Genomic DNA, 23,579 nt, shown 5'->3' with positions numbered 1-23,579 from the left:
TGCGCCACCCCACCGGCGTGCGCACGATGTCGTCGTCGTAGAACCCGATCGCGTTGACGCCAGAGTTGTTGTCGCCGGCCATGATCAGGCCGTCGATGTAGGTGCGTGCCGTGGCTTTGTCGCCGTCGAGGTTGATGGCCTGGTTGGTCAGGCGGTGCATCGTGTGTCCCGCCAGCGCGTGCACCTGCTCCATGAAGTCGGCGACGGCGTCGACGCCGTTCCAGGTGCCGATCTCGCCGTAGTCCAGTTGGCAGTCGTCGGTGAAGACGGTGCGAAACAGCGGCCAGTCGCGCCGGTCGATCCCAGTGGCATAGCGCACCAGCAGTTCGGAGATGTCCTGGCGGTCATCGCGTTCGCTCACGAGCGGTCTCCATTCGGGCGGACGACGATCCGGGGCGGGCCGTCGGACCTGCGGGCCTGATCGAGGGCCTCGGGCACGTCGTCGAGGCCGATGATCTTGCCGACGCTCGGCAGCGGGTCCAGCAGCCCCGCCCCGATGGCGTCCAGTGTGCCGTACCAGTCCTGCGGGTGCGGACCGCCGCCGAACTGGATGGTGACGCCTTGGCGGGTGGCGGTGGTGACGTCCAGGGTGTCGCCGGTGTACCAGCCGCCGGCGCAGTAGATGCGGGTGCCCATTTCGGCGGATTCGACCAACTTCTGGATCAGCCCGGACGCGCCCACGCATTCGAATACGACTGCCGGCCCGGGCAATCCGCGTTGCGCGCGCACCTCGTTGAACGCCTCGAACGGCGCCTTCTCGCCCGGGTCGACCAACACGTGCGCGCCGAAGCGCTCACCGGCCAGCCGGCGCCGGTCGGCCTTATAGTCGGCGACGACGATGGGTTCGATGCCACGGCCGGCCAGGGCCGCGACGGCCGAGAGCCCGATCGCTCCCGCACCGATGACGATGGGGATCTCGCCGGGCTGCAGCTGCGCCGAGCGCACGTAGAACTCGCCGACGGCGAACGCGTCGGTCAAAGCCACGGCGTCGCTGGACACCTCGCCGGGGACGGGCTTGGCCGCCACCTCCGAAACCACCAGCAGCTCAGCGAAACTGCCCTGCGCCTCGGGATGCTGACCGATGATGCGCATTCCGCCCGCGCCGCCGTCGACCAGGCGCACCGGCATGGCAGTCACGCGGGTACCGACGGCGAACTGGTCGGTGCAGCCCGGCCCGTGCCCGACGACCTCGCCCACGAATTCGTGGCCGAGCACGATGTCGCGGTTGGTGTCGTACAGCGAGCGGCCGGTCGGGTCGTCGATGGCGAGCTCGGGATGATCCATGAAATGCACGTCGGACGCGCAGATCGCGGTGCTCAACGTGCGCAGCAACAACTCGCCCGGCCCAGGTTCGGGGTCCGGCGTCTCGCGGACCTGTAACCGGCCGTCTCGCAACACCACCGCGCGCAAATGCGTTAAGCTTTCTCGAATAATCGATATATGATCTCGAATGTTCGTACAACTGTAGAAACGCCGTCGTAAAGGAGTCAAGCGATTCGCGGTTCGACGTCAGCGCCGACCGCCCGCGTGCTCGATGTCGTCGAGCTGCTGGCGCGGTCCGGAAACGCGCGGCTGCGCTTCTCCGACGTGGTGCGCGAACTGGATCTCACCCAGGCGACCGCGCACGCGATCCTCAAGACGCTGTGCGACCGCGGGTGGGCCAGCCGCGATCCGCTCGCGAAGACGTTCGCGCTCGGCCCCGCGCTGGCCGTGGTGGCCGCCCGCACCGACACCGCCCGGCCGCTCGCGCATGCGGCGCGGTCCGCGGCGCTGCGGCTGTCCCGGGAAGTCGGCTACGCCTGTTCGGTGGTCGAGAAGTTCGGTGACTCCTTGGTGGTCACTGCGTTTGAGGGTGAACCGGCCACGCAGCCGTCGGGCATTCCCGGTGATCGCATCCCGTACGCGCCGCCGTTCGGCGTGGCGATGGCGGCCTGGGATACCGAGGAGGAACAACGCGGATGGATCCGGCGGGGCGCCGGTGACAATGCCGACCGGGCCCAGCGCCTGCAACAGGTGCTGGCGCACACGCGCGAACGGGGCTTCGACGTCGATTGGACAACGCCGGCGCTCGCGCAGGCGGTGCAGGTGGTCGGCACTTTGGACAGCAGCGAGATGCCGACCCCGGTGCGCCACATCATGGACCAGCTGCTGGTCGAGTTCACCACCATCGGGTTTCTTTCCGACGACAACCCGGGGCGGCGCAAGCAGCCGGTGGTGACCATCGCCGCGCCGGTTTTCGACGAACGGGGACGCGTTGCCCTGATGGTGGCCGTGCACCCGCTCTGCGCGCTGAGCGCGCGACAGATCCGCGACATCGGGAAACACCTGACCGAAGAGACGGCCGCACTCAGCGGATCGCAACCGCAGATCGACACCGCCTTGTAGCGCATCGCACACATGATCGGGCCGCTGCGCCGGGTAGCCTCGCCTGGGAGGCGAAAAGTGGTGGCACATAACTACGTTGTGGACGAGCTGGCCGAATTCGTCGTCGGCGCGCGGCAGGCGGATCTGACCGGGCAGTCGCGCGCACTGATGAAACGCAACGTGCTCGACAGCCTCGCGTGCGCGGTCGGCTCGCTGGACGGGGAACTCATCCCGACGATCCGTGACCACACCGCCCAGTTCGGTGGCGCCCCCACGGCCACCCTGGTCGGCGGCGGGCGGGCGTCGGTGGACCAGGCCGCGTTCTTCAACGCCGTGCTGGTGCGCTATCCCGATCTGCTCGACACCTATCTGACCGTGGGCGGGCTCTGCCATCCCGCCGACAACCTCGGCGCCGTGCTGGCCGTGGCCGATCACATCGGGGCCAGCGGGGCCGACTTCCTGCTGGCGCTGGCGGTCGCATACGAGATCCAATGCCGGTTCAGCGCACAGGTTCCCGTGATGGCGCGCGGGCTGAACCACGCGCTGCAGCTGTCGATGTCGGTTGCCGCGGGTAGTGCGAAGCTGCTGGGACTGAGCGCCGAACAGACCGCCAACGCCATCGCCGCCGCCGCGGCCGACAACGTGTCGCTGGCGACGGTCCATGCCGAACCGGTGTCGAACTGGAAGGGCATCTCGCCGGCGATCACCGGCATGCGGGCCGTGTACACAACGATGCTGGCCGCGCGCGGCATCACCGGCCCCAAGTCGCTGTTCGAGGGCCCGCACGGGCTGGTGCAGCTGTTCGACCAGCCCATCGATCTGCACACCGGCGATCGAAGCCTGCGCTGCGTCGAGCAGACCTACCTGAAGCAGTACTGCTCGCTCATCCACGGCCAGGTCGTGATCGACGCGGTGCTGGCCGTCCGGTCCGAGAACGGTCTGCGCGGTGCGGATGTCGCGCGGGTGGTCCTCGAGGTCTTTCAGGGGGCGTACGACTTCGCCGGTGGGGGCGCCTACGGCGACAAAGAACATCCGACCACCAAGGAGCAGGCCGACTACAACCTCAAGTACCTGACGGCGGTCGCCCTGCTCGACGGCGGCGTCGGCCCCGAACAGCTTGAGAACCAACGTGTTCTGCGAACCGACGTCCGGGACCTGTTGTCGCGAGTGCACATCACCGCGGCCGACGATCTGACCGCCGACTATCCGCAACGCACAGCGGCGCGCGTGCATGTGATCGCGAAGGACGGGCGAGAGTTCAGCCGCGAGCAGTCGGATTACGAGGGATCACCCACCCGTCCGATGTCCTGGGAACGCGTCGTGGACAAGTTCGGCTGGCTCGCCGAACCCTTCTGCGACGAGCCGCTGCGTGACGACATCGTCGCCGCGGTGGCCCGGCTCGACGACATCGGAGTCGCCGAGGTCACCGGGCTCCTCGGGGCGGTGCTTCCCACTGCCCGGTGCGCGCGCAGCGAGCCGCGCTTCTGACGCACATCGTGCGCGCCCCCTTGCGTGGCCGACCGCCCGCCATGAATGATCCGGCCATGGGGAAAGAACACCGCCACAACCGGTGGGAGCTGATCACCTGCGCCCTCGCCGGCCACGTCACCTATGCACCCGACGACAAGTCCCTCGCCGACCGGCTGAGCGGTAAGACCGGGCTGGGCGAAGTGTGGCGCTGCTTGCGGTGCGGTGAATTCACCGTCGGCGAGCCCCATGGACGCGGCCGCGCGGAAGATGCGCCGATGATCATGCGCGGCAAGGCCTTACGCCAGGCCATCATCATTCGTGCATTGGCGGTGGAACGCTTGTTCCGGGCGGTGGTGATCGCCCTGGCCGCGTACGCGGTGTGGAAGTTCCGCGGGGCGCGCGGCGCCATCCAGGCCACCCTCGATCGCGACCTGCCGATCTTCCGCGCCGCCGGATTCAAGGTCGATCAGATGACCATCGTGCACGAGCTGGAGAAGGCGCTGGCCGCCAAGCCGTCCACCCTGGTCCTGCTGACCTTGGCACTGGTGGGGTACGCGCTGATCGAGGTGGTCGAGGGGGTCGGCCTCTGGCTGCTGAAGCGCTGGGGCGAATACTTCGCGGTGATCGCCACCTCGGTCTTCCTGCCACTCGAGATCCACGACCTGGCTAAGGGCATCACGATGACGCGGGCGGTGACCTTCGCCATCAACGTCGCCGCGGTGATCTACCTGCTGGTCTCGAAACGACTTTTCGGGCTGCGCGGCGGACGCAAGGCCTACGACGAAGAACGGCGCGGCGAGCAGCTGCTCGACGTCGAGAAGGCCGCGGCGGCGCGCTGACCCATCCCCTTGGCGCAGGCGATCATGCCCGCGTGTCCTTGGGCTGGATGAAGACGCCCTCGGCTTCCACGGTGACGCCGTCCTCGTCGGCCAGGTGGCCGACGGCGAAGATCTTGACCCCGTCGACGCGGTCGACGCGAGCCTCCGCCCGCAGTCGCCGGCCCAGCGCCGTGGGCCGCCGGTACCGCAGGGTCAGGGTGCCGGTGTACGCGGGCTTGTCGGGCTGGTGGGCCGTCGCGCCGAGCACATGATCGAGCACCAGGGCGCACACCCCGCCGTGAACGGTGTCCGGCGGGCCTTCATAGGCGGCGCCGAGCACGAACTCCGACCACACCAGGCCATCGGGATCGTGATGGATGACCAGCGGCGGCGCCAGCGGGTTCCGCAGTCCCACCACGGCGTTGCCCCACGCAATGGTCTGGCCGTCGGGGGTGCGGCGCACGCCGAACGGACCGGGTAGCAGCTCGTCGCTCAATTCGTCTGTCGCACTGTCGATTCTGGCTATCGCCGCCGCCACGGCCGTCGGCCCGGCTTCGGTGCGGATGCTGATGTCGAGGAGCCGGCGGACCGATTCGGCCAGCGGCGCGTAAACCGACTCGAGCTGGCTGAAATCGATGCAGGGCGTCTGGTCATGCATCTTGGCAACTTAACAGTGCGTCCACTGGGTGGGCCGCGCCCGTCGGAGCGGCCCCTTGCCCGGGCATACTGCCCAGAGAACGGAGGAGTCAATGGGGACCTATGCCATTACCGGGTCGGCTTCCGGGATGGGCCGCGAGACCGCCCGGCGTCTTCGGGACAACGGGCACAGCGTCATCGGTGTCGACATCAAGGACGCCGACGTGGTCGCCGACCTGTCGACGCCCGACGGGCGTACGGCGGCGGCCGACCGCGTCCTGGAGCTCTCGGGCAGCAGGCTCGACGGTGCCGTCCTGGCGGCCGGCTTGGGCCCCAGCCCCGGCCGCGACCGCGTCCGCCAGATCGCTGCGGTCAATTATTTCGGGGTCGTCGAATTGCTCGCCGCCTGGCGTGCCGCGCTGGTTGCCGCCGACCGCGCGAAAGTGGTTGTCGTCGGCAGTAATTCGACGACCACCATACCCGCCGTGCCGCGGCGTGCGGTCAAAGCGTTGCTTGCCCACGACGGCGACAAGGCGGTGCGAACGGTGCGGCTATTGGGTCCGGCCGCGCCGACAATGATGTACGGGGCGTCCAAGATCGCGGTCAGCCGTTGGGTGCGGCGACACGCGGTGCGTCCGGAGTGGGCCGGGGCGGGCGTGCGCCTGAACGCGCTGTCTCCGGGCGCGATCATGACACCGCTGCTGCAGGAGCAGTTGTCGGACCCGAGGCAGGGCAAGGCCGTCCGGTCGTTTCCCGTCCCCGTGGGCGGCTTCGGTGACGCAGGGCACATGGCCGAATGGATGTGCTTCATGCTGTCGGACGCCGCGGACTTTCTGTGCGGCAGTGTAGTATTCGTTGACGGCGGTACCGACGCGTATTTCCGCCCCGATGACTGGCCGAAGGCACTACCGGCACACCGATTGCCCGGTTATCTGCGCAGGTTCAAGGGTTTTCACTAGCCGCACTGTTGCGTGTCTTTCGTTGCGTCACGGATGTGCCGTACACCACAGTCGGCTTTTCGTGACGTTTACCGCGGCGCGGCGCCCTCGTAAAACGGCTGCGGTGCAATTGAATGAGTCGGCGCACATGCCGAAAGAACAAAGGAATACATCGTGGCAACACTTCCGGCCTGGGTCAGCCAGGCTCCCGCCACTTTCGACGTGGTCGCGCCATTGAAGGCGCGTGCCTTCGATGTAGTGCACGCGGTGCTCAGAAGCGGGCGGCGACCGGTGGACCCGGGCCCACGCCTGATGCGCAAAGGCGTCGAACGCTGCTGACGGCCCGGTCGGGCAGACTGGGTCGACGGTGGACGACGACGCGAAGCGCGACGAGTACTGGAATCACAACACCGCCTATCACCCCTGGCTGGTCGACATCGCCTGCCGGCACCGGGGCGACGTTCGCGGGGAGGGGTTGTTGGCCGCGCGGCTAGCCGCGGTGTCACGCAGCGTGCTGGGGATCGACGTCGACCCGGCATCCCCACGAAAGCCTGGCCGAGATCCGGCGGGCAGCCGAAGACGTCCTACCGGGGGCCCGCATCCGACGAGGGCTTTACTACCGGTACCGCCTGCTCTGGCGGAACGCCTGACGCCGCCACACGATCGCGTTCGCGCCGCCGGGCCCGGGAGGCCCGCAGATTGACGGCGTTGCCGCACGTCTTGACGTCGTGCCAGACCCCGCTGTTGTTCTTCGAGCGGTCGTAGAACGCCGACCCGCACCGGTGGTTGTGGCAGCGCTTGATCCGCCGCCAGGTGCCGGCGTGCTGGCTCAACAGGATCTCGCCCCACAGCGCCGACGCCAGCCAGCGCCAGCCGCTGCCGGCGGGATCCAGCCGCACCACACCGGACTCGGAGAGCGCGAAGGATGCCGGAACACCGCCGGGACCGCGCCAATTTGGCGGTTCGCCGTCCACCAGCCGCTCGATGCCGGCACGCATGGCGCGAAGCCTGGCCAGATCCGGGTCGCCCAGATCGGGGGGCTCCAGGTCCGCGCCGCGTGCGGCCGACCACGCCCGCACCGCGGCGGCCGCCCAGCCGGCGGCGAGCGCCGGAGCGGCCAACAGGTCGGGCCCATACCCCTCGATGGCCCTCGTGTTCAGGAAGTCTTGGACCAGGCCCAAGCCCCCGGGTGCCGCGGCGCACCCGTATCGCTGTGACGCAACCCACGGGAATGACATAGACTAATAATAGTTGACTATGTCGAACGGGTCAATTACCGTGACGCAAGCAAAATTGTTTTGCCTAAGTCGAAGGAGCGAGATCATGGTCAACGTCAATGGGTCGACGGTGGTAGTCACCGGTGGGCAGCGCGGGCTCGGCAAGGCCATCGTGGCGGAGTTGTTGGAACGCGGCGCGGCCAAGGTCTACGCCACCGCACGGGCGCCGCAGCCCAGTTCCGACCCGCGGGTGGTCAGCGTCGAATTGGAGGTCACCGACGCCGATTCGGTTGCCGCGCTGGCGGTCACGGCATCGGACGCCGACATCGTCATCAACAACGCCGGTGTGCTCGGCGCCCGGAGCCTGCTCACCAGCGACATCGACGAGGTGCGGGCGGTTTTCGAGACGAACTACTTCGGCGCGCTGCGCGTCGCCAAGGCGTTCGCCCCGGTCCTGGCCGACAACGGCGGCGGCGCGCTGGTCGACGTCGCCTCGATCCTGTCGTGGATGCCCGGATCCGGCGGGTATGGCGACTCCAAGGCCGCGCTGTGGTCGACGACGAATTCGCTGCGCGTCGAGCTCGAGAAGCAGGGCACCCTGGTGGTCGCCGCGCACCTCAGCTTCACCGACACCGAGATGACCACCGGTTTCGACGCACCGAAGAACGACCCGCGCCAGGTGGCGCGCGCGATTGTCGACGGCATCGAGGCGGATGACACCGAGGTGCTGGCCGACGATGACACCCGCTACGTCAAGGCGGCGCTGTCCGGACCGATCGAGGCGCTGCCCCGAATGGGGTGAACGGCTAAAGGCTTGAGGGTCTGTCCGAAGGCAGAACCCCGTGTGACGGTGGGTCAAGCAGGCCCTTGCGGTGGCTCACTTGGTCGGAGCCCGGACTAGGCTCTCTGCACTTCGGACAGACCACCGGGTGGTCCCGGCACGACCACCGTCGCACGCGCGCGCCGGTGCGGCGACGGCCAAAGGTCCTCTACGGCCCGGCCCAAAGTCATCGGCGCACCGGCCGACCTGTCGTGTTTGGATAGCACCATGTCGGATATGGAACTCGATCGCGTCGTGACCGCCACCCGCGTGATGTCGGCCAACGCCGCCCGGATTTTCGAGCTGATCGCCGACCCGTCGTGCCAGCCGAGCTGGGACGGCAACAACAACCTGGCGTCGGCCGCCGGCGGCCAGCGCGTTCATCGGGTCGGCGACATCTTCAAGACCACACTGACCAACGGCGCGGTGCGGGAGAACCACGTCACCGAGTTCGTCGAGGGCAGCAAGATCGCTTGGCGCCCAGCCGAACCCGGCAAGCAGCCACCGGGCCACCTGTGGCGCTGGGAGCTCAGTCCGGTCAACGCCGAGCTCACCACGGTGACCCACACCTACGACTGGACGGAGCTGGCCGACGCCACCCGCCTCGAGCGCGCCCGCGCGACGACGGCCGACATGCTGCGCGAGTCGATGGACCGGCTCGCCCAGCTCGCCCAAGACCTCGACAAGTAGCGGTCAAACCCGGCCCCGGGATGCGTGCGGGTCGGTAACGTCTCACCCATGCTGTTCGCAGCATTGCGGGACATGCAGTGGCGAAGGCGGCGCCTGGTGATCGCGATCATCAGCACCGGGCTGGTTTTCGCCATGACCCTGGTCATGATCGGGCTGGGCAACGGTTTTCGAGTCGAGGCCGAGCGCGCGGTCGACTCGATGGGGGTCGACGCGTTCGTGATCAAGTCCGGCGCCGCGGGACCGCTCCTGGGTGCCACGCCATTCGCCGAAGCTGAATTGAGCCTGGTGGCCGCCACGCCCGGCGTCACCGCTGCGGCGCCACTGGCCTGTGCGGCGACGACGGTCGTCGAGGGCACGTCGCGACGAAGCGTCACCGCGTTCGGGGCGCCGGAGCGCGGACCGGGCATGCCGCACGTGTCGCAGGGCCGCCCGCCCTCGACGCCGGACGAGGTCGCGGTGTCCAGCACCCTGGGCCGACAGGTGGGGGAGGACCTGACGGTCGGTGCGCGCACGCTGCGGATTGTGGGCATCGTGCCCAACTCCACGGCACTGGCCAAGACTCCCAACATTTTCCTGACCACGCAGGGCTTGCAGCGCTTGTCATACAACGGTCAGCCGACGGTCACATCGATCGCGATCAAGGGCACCCCGCAGCACGTCCCGGCCGGCTACCAACTGGCCGACCGGACGGCCGGTGTCAACGACCTGCTGCGCCCCGAGCACGTCGCCATGGGCGCGATCTCGATCGTGGCCGCGATGATGTCGGTGGTGGCGGTGCTGATCGTCGGATCGGTGGTCTACCTGTCCGCGCTCGAGCGGCTGCGTGACTTCGCGGTGTACAAGGCGATCGGCGTGTCGACCCGGTCGATCCTGGCGGGGCTCGCGCTGCAGGCGGTGATCGTCGCGTTGCTGGCGGCGGCGCTGGGCGTTGTGTTCTCGTTCTTGCTCGCACCGGTGTTCCCGATGCTCGTCGTCGTCCCCGCCGTTGCTTATGTGGCGATACCGCTCGCAGCGATCGTGATCGGTCTGCTGGCCAGCCTCGCCGGATTCCGGCGCGCGGTCGCCGTCGATCCGGCGCTCGCATTCGGAGGTCCCTGAGCGATGAGCGATCTGAGTATCAAGGACCTTGTCGTTGAATATTCCAGCGGTGGGTACGCGGTCCGCCCGATCAACGGGCTGAACCTCGACGTGGCGGCCGGGTCGCTGGTGATCCTGCTCGGCCCCAGCGGCTGCGGGAAGACGACATTGTTGTCCTGCCTCGGCGGCATCTTGCGGCCGAAGTCCGGGGTTGTCGAGTTCGATGGCATCGACGTCACCAAGCTCGAAGGCGGTGCACTGGCGCACTACCGGCGCGACAAGGTGGGCATCGTGTTCCAGGCGTTCAACCTGGTGCCGAGCCTCACCGCGCTGGAGAACGTGATGGTTCCGCTGCGCGCGGCCGGTAACTCGCGCGCGACCGCACGCAAGCGCGCCGAGGAACTACTGGCCAGGGTCAACCTCGAAGAGCGAATGAAACACCGCCCGGGTGACCTGAGCGGCGGCCAACAGCAGCGCGTCGCGGTCGCCCGCGCGATCGCCCTGGATCCGATGTTGGTCCTCGCCGACGAACCGACCGCTCACCTCGACTTCATCCAGGTGGAGGAGGTGCTACGGCTAATCCGCTCGCTTGCGCAGGGTGACCGCGTGGTGGTCGTGGCCACTCACGACAGCCGGATGCTTCCGCTGGCCGACCGTGTCGTCGAGATGGCGCCGGCGATCTCGTCGACGAATCGACCGCCTGAAACCGTGCGGCTGAAGGCCGGTGAGGTGTTGTTCGAGCAATGCACGATGGGCGAGCTGATCTACCTCGTCGCCGACGGCGAACTCGATATTCTGCGCGAATTGGCCGACGGCGGTGAGGAATTGGTCAAGGTGGCCAAACCGGGCGACTACTTCGGCGAAATCGGTGTGCTGTTTCACATGCCACGCTCGGCGACGGTGCGCGCACGCACCGACGTGACCGTCATCGGCTACACCGCCCAGGCGTTCCGTGAGCGGCTCGGTGTCTCGGGGTTGGGCGAGCTGATCGAGCACCGGGAGCTTGCCAGCGGCTGATTGGTGGCGATTCAGCCCTTCTTGGCACGCACCCACTGGAACGTGCCGAGGTTTTTCACACGCACGCTCGCAAAACCGTTGTCCTCCAATGCATCGCCGATTTCGTCGTCGCTGAACGCGTGCGCCCCGACATTGGGCAGCAGCCGCCAATAGCGGGCCAGCCGCCCGGCGGTCGGGACCATGACGGCCAGCCTGCCGCCGGGCCGCAGCACGCGCGCGATCTCGGCGAGGGCGATTGCCGGATCCGGCACCAATTGCAGCACCGCGGTCGATACCGCGACGTCAATAGTGCTGTCGCGCAGCGGAAGTCGTTGCGCATCGGCCTTGATGAAGCCGACCTGCGGCCCGGCCTCGTTGCGCACGGCGCGGGCGAGCATCGGCTCGGAGATGTCGACGCCGAGGCCCAGTCCCTCCGGTCCGGCGGCACGCGCCAGCGAGGCGGTGACGTTACCCGGGCCCGAGCCGACGTCCAGCGCGATGCCGCCCTGCGGAACGTCCAACCACTCCAGCGGCAGTTGCCACGCGCTGATCCAGCGCCGGGAAAGCGCTTGGGCGTTGTCGTAGAGCATCGATCCGATCGGTGACGCCCACGCCGCCTGGATCGGGCCGGTGTTCTTCTCGACCCCGCCGTCCTGGCCCGCGCCGCTGCCGAGCAGGTCGAGGTAACCCCGGCTCACGTCGGGATCGGCCGGCGGGTCGATGAGCAGGTCCAGCGCTCGCCGGAGCGCGGGAGGCAGCGAGATGTGCACGTCGGTCATGCGTACTCCTTCGATCAAATGCCAAGCCAGACGCCAGAAATCGAATGGAAAGCCGCGAAGCCGCGGCTCCGGTAAGTCCCCGTCCGAAGCCTACGCCGAGGCCCGCGACGCTTCGACCGCTGCGAATCGTCGGCCGGGTTACCGGCGGACGACGGCGTGCTCGCGGACCAGGGCGTACAGCCGCCAGTAACCGGGCACGCCCTTGAGTGCGGTCTCGCCGCGGTCGCCGAACCTGTGCCGCGAGCCGGTGACGATGTCGCGCAGCGTGGACGACACCAGTACCTCGCTGGGCCCGGCGAGCGCAGCCACCCGCGCGGCGATGTGCACGGCCATGCCCGCGACGTCGGTGCCGCGCACCTCGACCTCGCCGGCGTGAATGCCGACCCGCACCTCGATGCCGAGCACGTGAACGTCGTCCACGATGGCGTCGGCGCAGGCGATCGCGGCGCTCGGGCTGCTGAACGTTGCGACGAATCCGTCTCCGGCCGTGTTGACTTCGCGGCCACCGAAGCGCTGCAGTTCGTGGCGCACGATGCTGTCGTGATTGTCCAGCAGGTCGAGCCAGCGGTGGTCCCCCAGGGCCGCCGCGCGCTCGGTGGAGCCGACGATGTCGGTGAACATGATCGTGGTGAGCAGCCGCTCGGCGTCGGCGCCGCCACGCACCCCGGTGATGAACTCTTCGATCTCGTCGAGCATGGGCGCGGTGTCGCCGACCCAGTACAGGGCGTCCTCGCCGGGCAGTTCGACCAGGTGCGATCCGGCGATGTGCTCGGCGAGGTAGTGCGCGTGCTCGACGGGGCTGAAGCCGGGGTTGTCGCGATGCAGGATCAGCGTCGGCACGGCGATGCGAGGCAGGCGATCGCGGACATCGCCCTCCCTGACCTTGTTGATGAATGCACGGGCCATGCTCGGTGACGCGGCCCGGTTGCCGGCCATGTCCCACCACGAGCGGAACGCGGCGTCATTCGCCACGGCCGGCGCGATGATGCCGAGCATGTCGAACCCCTGCTCGACGGCGTCCGGCTCCATGCCGACCGACGTGAATCGCTCGGCGGCATCGAGCTCGGCGCCGATGGGGTAGTCGGGACCCCGCAGCGTGCGCGCCGCGCCGTTGGCGATGACCAGGCTGTTCACTCGATCGGGGTGGTCGGCGGCGAGAACCACACCGGCCAGCGTGGTGAAACCCGGGGCCAAGACAGTGGCTCGCTCGCAACCGACCGCGTTCATGACCGCGATCGCATCCTGCGCCCACGATTCCGGGCCCAGCATGTCCAGCGTGGGAACCCGGGACGACAGGCCGATCCCGCGCTGATCGAAGCGGATCACCCGGCAGAACGACGCGAGCCGGCGATGGAAGCGGTACATCGAGGGCTCGAGGTCGACGCAGTCGATCGGGATCAGCGGGCCCGGCAGTATGAGCAGGTCCATCGGCCCATCGCCGAAGACCTGATAGGCGATGTCGATCTCGCCGCAACTGGCGTACCGGGTCCGCGGAGCCGCAGAACTCCCAGCCACGGCTCAAGGCTAGTGCAGGACGCCGACAATTCGCGGCCCGTTACCGCGCCTTTCGATGATCGGAACCAGATAGCGCGCGGCGTACTCGCGCACCGCGGCCGGGTCCGAGGTGTCCAGCCGGTCGGTGGGAAAGACGATGATGCCGAGGGCGACGCGAAGCAGGATGTCGGCGATGTTGTCCAGGTCGGGCTCGGCCAAATCGGCGCCGCACCGCCGCAGGGTATGGGCGATGCCGTCGGCGAACTGACGGATCGGGAAGGCCTGCGACCGGGAGAACATGCCGAACAGCTCGGGCTCGCTTTCGGCGATCCGCGAATACAGCGGCGAGTCCTGCACCAGGCGCACCCCGAGCGCGAACGCCTCGATCACCGCCTGCTGCGGGTCGCAGCCCGTCGTCGCCCGGTCCAGGGTGCTGAAGAAGAGCCCGGCCTCGCGCCGCACCACGTGGGCGAACAGGTTCTCCTTGGTTGGGAACCGACGGTAGATGGTGCTGCGGCTGACCCCGGCCCGGGCGGCGACGTCGTCGATGTTGGCGCGGCGCACGCCGTAGGTCTCGAACACGCTGCGCGCGGTGTCCAAGATCGTGCGATCGACATCGGTGAGTGCATCGGCACTGGCAGAGCCCGGTTCGGACTGCATGATTGGCGGCATCGTATCAACTCCTCGGCGGGTCACTGCCGACTATTTCGGGCGGCGGGACCCGCCCCGCGATGTGCAACCGCAGCGAGTGATTGCTAGGCTGCTGAAACAAAGATACGGCTTTGTGTCATTGGTTCACAACGTTCGGTGGGACGCAGGCTCCGCCCGGCGCGACGAGGAGGTGGGCATGACCGCCCAGAACGACGAGTCGACCGCGCCGAGCGCGGGGTCGCGGTTCGACACCGGCGTTCGCGAAGCGATGCCCATGCCGATCGACGACGAGGCCGCCGCCGACACCGCACCACGGCTGGGTCCGGATTCGTTGATCTGGAAGTTCTACGGGGACAACCGGACTCAGCTCTTCGGATTCCAGCGCACCGCCGGGGTGGAGAACTGCATCGAACAGCTCGCCCAGGGCGTCCTGGACCACTCCGTGATCTTCAGTGACACGCTGGGCCGGGCCAAACGGACCGCGCCGCCCCTGATGAACACGGTCTACTCCGACGAACCCCACGAGTGGGGGCGCAAGGTGCGCGACTTCCACAAGACGATCAAGGGCACCATCAGCGACGGCTCGAGGTATCACGCGCTGAATCCGGAGCTGTTCTACTGGGCGCACGCCAGCTTCGTCGACCAGGTCATCTACAACACCGACACGTTCATCCGCAGGCTGTCGCGCGCGGAGAAGGAACAGATCTTCTACGAGGGCAAGCTCTGGTACGGCCTGTACGGCGTCAGCGACCGCGGACAACCGCAGACCTACGACGACTTCCTGGCCTACTGGGACGAAATGCTCGACCGGTTCGTCCCGCACAAGACCGTGCTGTACGGCACCGGCTACATCCGCAAGGGCATCCCCGGACCGCGCCGGATTCCGAAGCCGGTGTGGAAGATCTTGTCGGCGCCGCTGAACGCCTACACCCGGCTGGTCGTGGTCGGCACGCTGCCGCCCCAGATGCGCGAGGTGTGCCAGCTGCAGTGGGACGCCAAGAAGGAGAAGCGCTTTCAGCGCGTCGCCGCGGCCATCCGGGCACTCAACCCGCTACTCAACCGGCTGCCGGTCCGCATGCTCTACACGAGCTGGGCGGCCGCGGCGTGGCAGCGCGCCGGCCTCGACCCGCGCCCGCTGCACAACCGCCCCGCGTAACGGATTACTCGTTGCCCGCGTTTGTCGTGACACCGCGCGGGCGCATAGGGCATCGTGGTTAGCCGGCTCCGCATTGGGGCATTCCGCTACGTCGGCCGAATGCGCCGGTCGAGCGAGCCGATGGCAGGGCGACCCGAAGGAGAACCGCGATGCAGATGACCGGCAATACCGTCCTGGTCACCGGCGGCGGCAGCGGCATCGGCCGCGGCCTGGCCGAGTCTTTCCACCGCTTGGGCAACCAGGTGATCATCGCCTCCCGGCGCAGCGACCACCTGCGGGCCGTGGCGGAGGCCAACCCGGGCATGCGGACCCTGCCGCTCGATCAGGGTGACCCCGCCGACATCCGGCGATTCGCCACCGAGCTGACCGACCACTACCCGGACCTCAACGTGGTGATCAACAACGCCGGGATTCAGCGGGTCGAGGACCTGACCGGCAGCAACGTCGGCCTGGCCGAACAGAGCATCGTCGTCAATCTCCTGGGTCCCATCCGGCTGACCTCGGCCCTGCTGCCGGCGCTGCTGCGCAAGCCGCACGCCACGATCCTCAACGTCACGTCCGGGCTGGCCTTCATGCCCAGCGCACTCACCCCGACCTACTGCGCCGCCAAGGCGGCGCTGCACTCCTACACCGAATCGCTGCGGTTCCAGCTGCGTGACACCTCGGTGCAGGTGATCGAGATCATCCCGCCGCACGTGCAGACCGCGCTGCAGGGCGAGCGGGGATTCGACCCCCGGGCGATGCCGCTGGAGGACTACATCACCGAGACGATGACGCTGCTGCAGACGCAGCCGGACGCCAAGGAGATCGTGGTGGAGCGCGTCAAGATGTTCCGGTACGCCGAACGTGACGGCACCTACGACGACATCTATCCGCGTTTCAACGAGGCGATCACCGCCCTGCTCGGCAGTTAGGCCGCCGGCGGTTCGCGCTTGCAGCGCTGCCCGGCCACTTCCGTTCATCGGCGTGCACGCTGAACTCCGCGTGCACGCCGATGAAACTCCTTGTGAAATAAGGCGATAAAACCCGGCGTCCTGGCGTAGCGGTCCACGATGGGACAGGATCGAGGACATGGCCGAAATCGACTTCTCGTTGTTGGACGTCCCGCGAGCGGCACCGGTCGAGGATGCCGAGGCCTATCTGCGCGCCGCGATCGCCTGGCACTTCGGCGACGACACCGGGTCGCCGTTCTGGTTGCGGACCGCCGACGAACTGGACTTCAACCCGTTGACCGACGTCAACACCTTTGCCGATCTGCGGTTGTTTCCCAACCTGGTCAACGAATTGCGCAGCGTCCCAGTGGAGGATCTCATTCCGCGCGGTTACCTCGCCCAGGGATCCGTGCCACCGGTGCCCCAGATCTTCGAATCCGGCGGCACCACCGGCGCCCCGAAACGCACTGCGCAGCTGCCGGATTGGGTCGCGCAGGTCGTCGAATGGCAAACCGAGGACTTCGCCACGGGCGGCTTCCGGCAGGGCCAGGGCTTTCTCTGCCTGATGCCGAGCGGGCCGCACGGCGTCGGCTACTTCTCCCGGCTGGTGTCGCAGCGGCTCGGCGCGGCCTTCCACGCGATCGACATCGATCCGCGCTGGGTCAAAAAGCTCGCCGCCCGCGGCGCCGCCGCCGACGTGGCGGCCTACGTCGACCACGTCGTCGAGCAGGCCGCCTTCGTGTTGCAGACCCAGCACGTCGCCAACCTGCACACCACCCCGCCGCTGCTGGAGGCCATGGCCCGCGACGATCGGGTGGTCGAGCTGGTCAACGACAAGATCCGCTACCTGCTGCTCAGCGGCGCGCATGTGGATGCCGACACCCTCGACCTGCTGCGCGGCATCTTCCCCGCGACCACGATCACCATGGCGTTCGGCAGCACCATGGTGCTGTCACAGGCGGTCACCCGAACCGTCGACGGCGACGCCTTCGTCTTCGACCCGCGCACCCCGTACGTGGTGTTCTGGGTGATCGATCCCGACACCGGGGAGCGGGTGCCGTACGGGCGGCAGGGCCAGGTGGTGATGAACCACGTCAGCAAGGGCATGTTCATACCGAACAACCTGGAGCGCGACCTGGCGATCAGGATGCCCGGACCGGCGGGCGAACTCAGCGATTCGGTCAGCGAGGTGCGGCCGGTGTCCACCTTCGAGGGTGAATCCGTCATCGAAGGCGTGTACTGAGCGTGGCTGGTGAAAACATCGGCGCCGCAACCGGTTTGGTAGCGCTGGACGCGCTCGGCGCCGACGGCGAGTACCGGACCCGCAACCGCGAGGTGATCACCACCACCGCGGGCCTCGCCGTCGCGGAGCTGAGCATGGTTCCGCCGCTCTACGTTTCGCGCACGCTGGGCGCGCAGCGCAAGGCCGCGCCGCTGCCGCTCGCCCAGCGCGCGGCGGCGCTGTCCCGGGCCGCCGACATCTTCGGCAGTGGCGTGATCGCCGGGCTGGATTTCGAGGCCTATGTCGGGTTGGCCGGCCGGATCTCGGGCATGCCGATCGCCATCACCCACGCCGGGGCGCGCGGCGTGGCCGACGCGGTCGCCGGCGCGTTCGATGCGGTGCGGCCCGCTCAGCCCGTGGGGGCGACGCTGGACTGGCGCGACGAGCGCACCCGCGCGGGCGGCGCGCTGTGGGTGCGCCGGGGGGAGGTGTTCGCGGTGCACGCGGCCGGAAACGGCCCCGGCGTCCATGGGCTCTGGCCCCAGGCGCTGGCGCTGGGCTACCGGGTCGCGGTGCGCCCGTCGCGGCGCGAACCGCTGACGGCGCATCGGCTGGTGTGCGCGCTGCGGCAGGCCGGGTTTCGCGCCGAGGACGCCGTCTATCTGCCCACCGACCATGCCGGGGCCGGTGAAATCATCCGGGCCGCCGACCTCGCCATGGTCTACGGCGGCCAGAACGTCGTCGACAAGTACGCCGGCGATCCGGCGGTGCTCGTGAACGGACCGGGGCGCACCAAGATCCTGATCACCGCCGACCGGGACTGGCATGACCATCTGGACGTCATCGTCGACTCGATCGCGAACCACGGCGGCATGGCGTGCGTCAACACCACCGCGGTGCTCTACGAGGGCGACCCCACCGCTCTCGCCCGGGCGATCGCCGAACGATTGGCGGCCATCGAGCCACTACCCACCGACGACGAGCGGGCGAACCTGCCCACCCAGCCCGTCGAGAAGGCGCGCGCCCTGGCTGACTTCTTGGCCGCCAGGGCCGCCGGGTCAATCCCACTGCTCGGCGCCGATCAGGTGGTCGCCGATCTCGGGGACGGCTATGCCGCGTTGCGCCCCGCCGTCCATCTGCTGGCCGAACCCGACGTCGACACACTCAACCTGGAGCTTCCCTTCCCGTGCGTGTGGGTGTCGGCCTGGACGCGCGAGGATTGGGTGCGGCCGTTGCGGCATTCGCTCGTCGTCACCGCGATCACGGGGGACGAGACGCTGATCGACGATCTGGTCGCCGAGCCGACCGTCGGTAACGTCTACTGCGGACACCACCCGACGTGGTTGCACGCATCGCACATTCCGCACGACGGATTCCTGGCCGACGCCCTGATGCGCAACAAGGGCTTCATCAGGGATTGACCGGGAATCCCCGTCGGGCCGTTACTCTCCGAAGCCGCCGTGCGGCGACGCGACCGACTGCGCGCCGGGCCCACCCGTACCCAGGTGGCTGGAGGCGAAGGCAACTCCCTTGTCGATCATCGCGCCGTCGTCGGCGTAGGTGTCGTGCGCGGCGAAGTTCATCCCGTCGGAGCAGACCGGGTCCTCGGTGGCGCACACCTTGACGGTCTTGTCCTGGTACATCGGGCCGATGACCACGGGCGGCTCGTTGAGGAAGTTCATCGCCCGCACGTTGGGCATGCCGAACAGCACGACCGAGGAGACGTGGCTTGCGACGTCGGGAGCAGTGGCTTCGGAACGGTGTTGGGGTCGATGCCGTCGGGAACGGCGGCCGAGGTGACGAACCCCATCACGGCCGCGCCCTGCGAGTAGCCGCCGAGCACCATCTTGGTGTTGGGGCAGTCGTGGGCCATCGAATTGACGTGGGCGCCCGCGTCTCTGATGCCGTCGATGCCGGTGTCCCATTGGTCGCTGGCGGGGTAGTTGACCGGGTACACATCGAACGACCGCCCCCCGACGCGCTGGTGCAGCGCATCGACGAAGGCCTGACCGGTGGGGCCGACGCCCGGCGCTTCACCGGTGCCGCGGGCGAACACCACTTGCACGTCCGGACACTGGGCCGAGGCGGAGGGGATAACGGACGTGGACAAGGCCGAGACGGCCACGCCCGACGCTGCGAGAACTACTGCTGAACCGAGGGAACGAACTAATTGACGCGCAATCATGCCGCCATTGTGCCCAGCCAACACGCCCGCTAAACACCCGAAACACCGAAATTACTGTGTTCTCATAAAATAACCGCCGCTGATGCGGACGGGCTGAGATTGGTTGTGCGCGGCGCTCATCCGGCGCGGGCGCTCGGGAGGCCTCCGCCCACCCGTCGCCGAAGTTCCCCCGGGGCCGTCTTGGCCGGGGCGGAGCGCGGGGCCGGACTGCAATGTGGTCTGCTACTTGTAGTTACGAGCCCGGGCACGGTGAAGCAGCCGCCGACCCCGGCAAGCGGCTCGAGTGAATGCGGCAGCGAAGTTGAACGCAATAGCGCAGGCCCTGAACACGGTCACGGACCACGTGGCCAACCCGGCGCGGGTCTCGGACCCCGACAAGTTGCGGGGCACCGTCCTCGGCAAGACCGTCTTGGTGACGGGCGCCTCCTACGGCATCGGTGAGGCGACCGCACGCAGCCTGGCCGCCGCGGGGGCGACCGTCCTGGTGGTCGCCCGGTCCGAGGAACGGCTCTGCGACCTCACGGCGTCGATCAACGCCGGCGGGGGTCGCGCGGTCGCCTACCCGACCGACCTCACCGACGAGTCCGCGGTGAGCACCCTGACCAAGCAGATCACCGAGGAGCACGGCCCACTCGACATCGTGGTGAGCAACGCCGGCAAGTCGTTGCGCCGCTCGCTGCATGACCAGTACGACCGGCCGCACGACTTCCAGCGCACCATCGACATCAACTACCTGGGGCCGGTGCGACTGCTGCTCGGGCTGCTGCCGGCCATGCGCGGCAACGGCAGTGGGCACATCGTGAACGTGTCGAGCGTCGCCGTGCGGGTGGCTCCGGGTCCGCAATGGGGTGCCTATCAGGCGTCCAAGGGTGCCTTCGACCGGTGGCTGCGCAGCGTGGCGCCGGAACTGCACACCGACGGCGTCGACGTCACCACCGTCTACTTCGCGCTGGTCCGCACCCGGATGATCGCGCCCACCCCGCTGCTGGGCAGCCTTCCGGGACTGTCGCCCGACGAAGCGGCCGACGCCATCGCCAAGGCGATCATCGAGCGGCCCCGCACCATCGCGCCGCCCTGGGTGCTGCCGGCCGAGCTGGCCTCGGTGCTGCTGGCCGGGCCGGCCGACTACGCCGCGCGGCTGTGGCATCGCCGGTTCTTCAGCGAGTCCGACACCGACGAGGCCGACGATGGCGAATGATCGCGTGGTCCCCACCGCCGCCCGGGCCCTGCTGCGCTCGGGTCTGCTCACTCCGCCGGCGCCGCTCGCGGGTTTCCGGCTCCTGCGCGAGGTGCGCCGGGGCGGCACCAACCCCTACACGCTGCTGGCGGTCACCACCGCCCGTTGGCCTGACCGCACCGCGATCGTCGACGACGAGGGCGCGCTGACCTATCGCCAGCTGCAGCAAGCGACGGAGTCGCTGGCGCGGCGGCTTGCCGCCGACGGCGCTGCACCCGGGGAGGCGGTCGGGGTGATGTGCCGCAACGGACGCGGTTTCCTAGCGGGGGTTTTCGCCGCGGCCCTGCTGGGCGCCGACGTCGTGCCGATGAGCACGGAGTTCCGCAGCGACGCACTGGCGTCCGCCGTCGAGGCCCACCGCATCTCGGCCGTGGTCGTCGACGCCGAATTCGCCGAGCGGGTGCGGAGTGCGGACGACTCGGTCGTCACGGTCGATCCGGCGACCGTCGGGACCGACCAGGGCGCGCGCCCGGCCGTCGCCACCCCCGGCCGCATCGTGCTGCTGACGTCGGGCACCACCGGGAAGCCCAAGGGCGTGCCGCGCACACCGCAGATGCGCTCGGCGGTGGGCGTGTGGGTGACGCTCCTCGATCGCACCCGGTTGCGCACCGGTTCGCGAATCTCGGTGGCAATGCCCATGTTTCACGGGCTGGGACTGGGCATGCTGATGCTGACCTTCGCGCTCGGGGGCACCGTCCTGACGCGCCGTGAGTTCGACGCCGAGGCGGCACTGGCCCAGGCCTCGCTACACCGCGCCGACGCCTTCACCGCGGTGCCGGTCGTGCTCGCGCGAATCCTGGAGCTTCCCGAGCAGGTCCGGGAGCGAAACCCGCTGCCCTACTTGCGCACGGTGATCTCCAGCGGCGACCGCCTCGACCCCACGCTGGGCCAGCGGTTCATGGACGCCTACGGCGACATCCTCTACAACGGCTACGGCTCCACCGAGGTCGGCATCGGCGCGCTGGCCACGCCGGCGGATCTGCGCGAAGCCCCCGAAACCGTCGGGAGGCCCGTCGTCGGGTGCCCGGTGCGCATCTTCAACAAGAACGACAAGCCAGTCGGGCCGCGGGTCACCGGGCGGATCTTCGTCGGTGGCGAATTGACCAGCGAGGGCTACACCGACGGCGCGGCGAAAGCCGTCGTGGACGGCATGACCAGCACCGGTGACATGGGCTACCTGGACAACGCGGGCCGGCTCTTCATCGTCGGCCGCGAAGACGACATGATCATCTCCGGCGGCGAGAACGTGTATCCGCGCGCGGTCGAGAACGCGCTCGCCCAGCACCCCGCCATCGCCGACAACGTGGTCATCGGCGTCCCCGACGAACGGTTCGGTCAGCGCCTGGCGGCGTTCGTGGTCGCGCAGCCGGGCGGCGAGATCGACGTGGCCGAGCTGCGCGAGTACCTGAAGGGCCGGGTCTCTCGCTTCGAACAGCCCCGCGACATCAACGTCGTCGACAGCATCCCCCGCAACCCCACCGGCAAGGTGCTGCGCAAAGAACTGTCCGACTGAACACGATCGTCCGCCTCCTTACTCGCGCCGCTACACGGCGCTCGCCGTCGCCCGACTGACGGCTCACTCCTCGCCGGGCTCCAGGGCGGCGACCTGCTTGGCCAGCCAGTTGGGCGCCAGCGCCGAGATCGCGGTGGCACCGGCCGTCGAACCCAGCACACCCGACCAGGCCACCGGCCCCAGCGGCGTGCAGCCGAAGAACTGACTGACCACCGGCGTCTGCACGATGCCGACCAGCACGCCGGCGCTACCCAGGGCGGTCGCCACCACGAGCGGGCTGTGCCGGCGGGTCAGCAACGTCTGCGCCAGCTGCGTCGTCACGAGCGCGGTCAAACCCATTGTCGCCGTGCGCCGTTCGGTGCCCGGCGTCCAGCGCCCGATGGCCCAGGCGGCCGTCGCCCCGGCCGCCGTGACGGCGCCGCGGGTCACGATCTGGCGCATCAGCGGGGCGTCGAGCGAGGGCGTGGGTCCGGTGAGTACCGCACGGCGGTGCAGGCGACGCGCCTCTTCGGCGGCTTCGGCGGATTCGTACTCGGCTTCGTCGGGCTCGACGTATTGCGACGTGACCGCGACCGCGAGGGCGGGGAACATGTCGGTGAGCAGGTTGACCAGCAGCAGCTGACGGGTTCCCACCGGCGCGCGGCCTTGGCCGAAGGCGGTCCCGATGATGGTGAACAACACCTCGCCGACGTTGCCGCCGACCAGGATCGTGACGGCGTCGCGAACCCCGCTCCACATGCTGCGGCCCTCGACCAGGGCGTCCATCAGCACGCCCAGATCCTCGTCGGTCAGCACGATGTCGGCGGCGCCGCGGGCTGCCGACGAACCGCGGCCGCTCACCCCGATACCGACGTCGGCCATCCGGATGGCGGCGGCGTCGTTGGCACCGTCGCCGACCATCGCCGTCACCCGGCCGCAGCGCTGCAGGGCGCCCACGATCTGCACCTTCTGCTCCGGGCTGACCCGGGCGAACACCTGCACGTCGGCGACCAGCCGGGCGCATGCGTCCTCGTCGAGACCGGCGAGTTCGGCCCCGGTCACCACCCGCGCGTCCTGGGGCAGGCCCAACTGCCGGGCGATCGCCCGCGCGGTGATCGGGTGATCGCCGGTGATCAGCACCACGTCGCGATCGGCGTCCACCAGCGCCTCGATCAGCGGGCGCGCGGATTCCCGGGCCGTGTCGGCCAGGCCGACGTAGCCGAGCAGTTCGAGGTTCTGCGCCGCCGCATCCACGGCGTCGGCGTCGGTGTCGTCGTCGTCGGTGTCGTGCTTCCAGCCGCGCTGCAAGTTCGCCGACCCGAAAGCCGACCAGGAGCGGGCCGAGGCGGTGGTGCACGGCCTGGCCGAACAGGGCCTGCGTGTGCTCGCCGTGGCGCAGCGCGGC

General features: G+C 68.9%; 22 protein-coding genes and 2 pseudogenes. 15 read left to right on the top strand and 9 right to left on the bottom strand.

The window, feature by feature from the left end; translation table 11 throughout:
• A partial coding sequence (locus A5708_RS06730) for a nuclear transport factor 2 family protein (RefSeq protein WP_065027872.1) occupies nucleotides 1-361 on the bottom strand: 361 nt, incomplete at its 3' end.
• The gene (locus A5708_RS06725; protein WP_065027877.1) at nucleotides 358-1,401 is read right to left on the bottom strand and encodes a zinc-binding dehydrogenase; all 1,044 of its coding nucleotides are present in this window, start codon (nucleotides 1,399-1,401) and stop codon (nucleotides 358-360) included. The genes A5708_RS06730 and A5708_RS06725, both read right to left, overlap by 4 nt.
• Nucleotides 1,402-1,527: 126 nt before the next feature.
• Between A5708_RS06725 and A5708_RS06720 the strand changes: the two genes are divergently transcribed.
• The 3 genes from A5708_RS06720 to A5708_RS06710 all read left to right on the top strand — a co-directional run bounded on the left by A5708_RS06720 (nucleotide 1,528) and on the right by A5708_RS06710 (nucleotide 4,673).
• The gene (locus A5708_RS06720) at nucleotides 1,528-2,385 is read left to right on the top strand and encodes a helix-turn-helix domain-containing protein (protein WP_065027871.1); all 858 of its coding nucleotides are present in this window, start codon (nucleotides 1,528-1,530) and stop codon (nucleotides 2,383-2,385) included.
• A gap of 78 nt (nucleotides 2,386-2,463) precedes the next feature.
• Nucleotides 2,464-3,852, top strand: a complete 1,389-nt coding sequence (locus A5708_RS06715) for an MmgE/PrpD family protein (protein ID WP_065027870.1) — start codon at nucleotides 2,464-2,466, stop codon at nucleotides 3,850-3,852.
• 56 nt (nucleotides 3,853-3,908) lie between these two features.
• Nucleotides 3,909-4,673 carry a DUF2127 domain-containing protein gene (locus tag A5708_RS06710; RefSeq protein ID WP_065027876.1) on the top strand — a complete coding sequence of 255 codons (765 nt, stop codon included), beginning with the start codon at nucleotides 3,909-3,911 and terminating at the stop codon, nucleotides 4,671-4,673.
• Between the two features lie 22 nt (nucleotides 4,674-4,695).
• On the opposite strand, the gene A5708_RS06705 is transcribed toward A5708_RS06710, so the two are convergent.
• Complete coding sequence (locus A5708_RS06705) at nucleotides 4,696-5,310, bottom strand: PaaI family thioesterase (protein ID WP_065027869.1); 615 nt, start codon at nucleotides 5,308-5,310, stop codon at nucleotides 4,696-4,698.
• A gap of 91 nt (nucleotides 5,311-5,401) precedes the next feature.
• Between A5708_RS06705 and A5708_RS06700 the strand changes: the two genes are divergently transcribed.
• Both A5708_RS06700 and A5708_RS27145 read left to right on the top strand, forming a co-directional pair.
• Nucleotides 5,402-6,247 (top strand): SDR family oxidoreductase, encoded by an 846-nt coding sequence (locus A5708_RS06700; protein WP_065027868.1) that lies wholly within the window; start codon nucleotides 5,402-5,404, stop codon nucleotides 6,245-6,247.
• A 153-nt stretch (nucleotides 6,248-6,400) separates the two neighbouring features.
• A complete protein-coding gene (locus A5708_RS27145) occupies nucleotides 6,401-6,565 on the top strand; it encodes a hypothetical protein (RefSeq protein ID WP_196772554.1) in 165 nt (54 codons plus the stop codon).
• A gap of 245 nt (nucleotides 6,566-6,810) precedes the next feature.
• Here A5708_RS27145 and A5708_RS06695 read toward each other — a convergent pair whose 3' ends face one another.
• Nucleotides 6,811-7,401 (bottom strand): CGNR zinc finger domain-containing protein, encoded by a 591-nt coding sequence (locus tag A5708_RS06695; RefSeq protein ID WP_065027875.1) that lies wholly within the window; start codon nucleotides 7,399-7,401, stop codon nucleotides 6,811-6,813.
• A gap of 148 nt (nucleotides 7,402-7,549) precedes the next feature.
• Here A5708_RS06695 and A5708_RS06690 point away from each other — a divergent pair, with 148 nt between their 5' ends.
• The 4 genes from A5708_RS06690 (at nucleotide 7,550) to A5708_RS06675 (ending at nucleotide 11,047) form a co-directional block, all read left to right on the top strand.
• On the top strand, nucleotides 7,550-8,245 hold the full coding sequence (locus A5708_RS06690; protein ID WP_065027867.1) for an SDR family oxidoreductase: 696 nt from the start codon (nucleotides 7,550-7,552) through the stop codon (nucleotides 8,243-8,245).
• Between the two features lie 246 nt (nucleotides 8,246-8,491).
• Nucleotides 8,492-8,953, top strand: coding sequence for an SRPBCC family protein (locus tag A5708_RS06685; protein ID WP_065027866.1), 462 nt, complete (start codon nucleotides 8,492-8,494; stop codon nucleotides 8,951-8,953).
• Between the two features lie 48 nt (nucleotides 8,954-9,001).
• On the top strand, nucleotides 9,002-10,051 hold the full coding sequence (locus A5708_RS06680) for an ABC transporter permease (protein WP_065027865.1): 1,050 nt from the start codon (nucleotides 9,002-9,004) through the stop codon (nucleotides 10,049-10,051).
• Between the two features lie 3 nt (nucleotides 10,052-10,054).
• Entirely contained in the window at nucleotides 10,055-11,047 is a 993-nt protein-coding gene (locus A5708_RS06675; RefSeq protein ID WP_065027864.1) for an ATP-binding cassette domain-containing protein, read from the top strand.
• An 11-nt stretch (nucleotides 11,048-11,058) separates the two neighbouring features.
• On the opposite strand, the gene A5708_RS06670 is transcribed toward A5708_RS06675, so the two are convergent.
• The 3 genes from A5708_RS06670 to A5708_RS06660 form a co-directional block, all read right to left on the bottom strand.
• Complete coding sequence (locus A5708_RS06670) at nucleotides 11,059-11,805, bottom strand: methyltransferase domain-containing protein (protein ID WP_065027863.1); 747 nt, start codon at nucleotides 11,803-11,805, stop codon at nucleotides 11,059-11,061.
• Nucleotides 11,806-11,943: 138 nt separating this feature from the next.
• The gene (locus A5708_RS06665; protein ID WP_065027862.1) at nucleotides 11,944-13,320 is read right to left on the bottom strand and encodes an adenylate/guanylate cyclase domain-containing protein; all 1,377 of its coding nucleotides are present in this window, start codon (nucleotides 13,318-13,320) and stop codon (nucleotides 11,944-11,946) included.
• Nucleotides 13,321-13,329: 9 nt separating this feature from the next.
• The gene (locus A5708_RS06660; protein ID WP_081292842.1) at nucleotides 13,330-13,959 is read right to left on the bottom strand and encodes a TetR/AcrR family transcriptional regulator; all 630 of its coding nucleotides are present in this window, start codon (nucleotides 13,957-13,959) and stop codon (nucleotides 13,330-13,332) included.
• A gap of 187 nt (nucleotides 13,960-14,146) precedes the next feature.
• Here A5708_RS06660 and A5708_RS06655 point away from each other — a divergent pair, with 187 nt between their 5' ends.
• The 4 genes from A5708_RS06655 (at nucleotide 14,147) to A5708_RS06640 (ending at nucleotide 18,681) form a co-directional block, all read left to right on the top strand.
• Nucleotides 14,147-15,106, top strand: a complete 960-nt coding sequence (locus A5708_RS06655; protein ID WP_196772553.1) for an oxygenase MpaB family protein — start codon at nucleotides 14,147-14,149, stop codon at nucleotides 15,104-15,106.
• A 149-nt stretch (nucleotides 15,107-15,255) separates the two neighbouring features.
• Complete coding sequence (locus A5708_RS06650; RefSeq protein WP_065027860.1) at nucleotides 15,256-16,020, top strand: SDR family oxidoreductase; 765 nt, start codon at nucleotides 15,256-15,258, stop codon at nucleotides 16,018-16,020.
• Nucleotides 16,021-16,177: 157 nt separating this feature from the next.
• Nucleotides 16,178-17,281 (top strand): AMP-binding protein, encoded by a 1,104-nt coding sequence (locus A5708_RS06645; protein WP_065027859.1) that lies wholly within the window; start codon nucleotides 16,178-16,180, stop codon nucleotides 17,279-17,281.
• Nucleotides 17,282-17,316: 35 nt separating this feature from the next.
• On the top strand, nucleotides 17,317-18,681 hold the full coding sequence (locus A5708_RS06640) for an aldehyde dehydrogenase family protein (protein WP_065027873.1): 1,365 nt from the start codon (nucleotides 17,317-17,319) through the stop codon (nucleotides 18,679-18,681).
• A gap of 21 nt (nucleotides 18,682-18,702) precedes the next feature.
• Here the strand turns inward: A5708_RS06640 and A5708_RS06635 are convergent.
• A pseudogene (locus A5708_RS06635) lies at nucleotides 18,703-19,445 on the bottom strand (cutinase family protein).
• Nucleotides 19,446-19,746: 301 nt separating this feature from the next.
• Here A5708_RS06635 and A5708_RS06630 point away from each other — a divergent pair.
• Nucleotides 19,747-20,643 carry an SDR family NAD(P)-dependent oxidoreductase gene (locus tag A5708_RS06630; RefSeq protein WP_419538308.1) on the top strand — a complete coding sequence of 299 codons (897 nt, stop codon included), beginning with the start codon at nucleotides 19,747-19,749 and terminating at the stop codon, nucleotides 20,641-20,643.
• Nucleotides 20,633-22,195: an AMP-binding protein gene (locus tag A5708_RS06625; protein WP_065027857.1), complete on the top strand. Its 1,563-nt coding sequence runs from the start codon at nucleotides 20,633-20,635 to the stop codon at nucleotides 22,193-22,195. The genes A5708_RS06630 and A5708_RS06625 overlap by 11 nt, the downstream gene beginning before the upstream one ends.
• A 63-nt stretch (nucleotides 22,196-22,258) precedes the next feature.
• On the opposite strand, the pseudogene A5708_RS06620 reads toward A5708_RS06625, so the two are convergent.
• Nucleotides 22,259-23,479 (bottom strand): annotated as a pseudogene (locus A5708_RS06620) (cation-translocating P-type ATPase); the annotation flags it as partial.
• Between the last annotated feature and the right edge of the window lie 100 nt (nucleotides 23,480-23,579).

The organism is Mycobacterium colombiense (genome assembly GCF_001672755.1).
GTDB classification, from domain to species: domain Bacteria; phylum Actinomycetota; class Actinomycetes; order Mycobacteriales; family Mycobacteriaceae; genus Mycobacterium; species Mycobacterium colombiense_C.
Note: the sequence above shows the minus strand (reverse complement) of the source record. Positions and strands in the feature narration are given on the sequence as shown.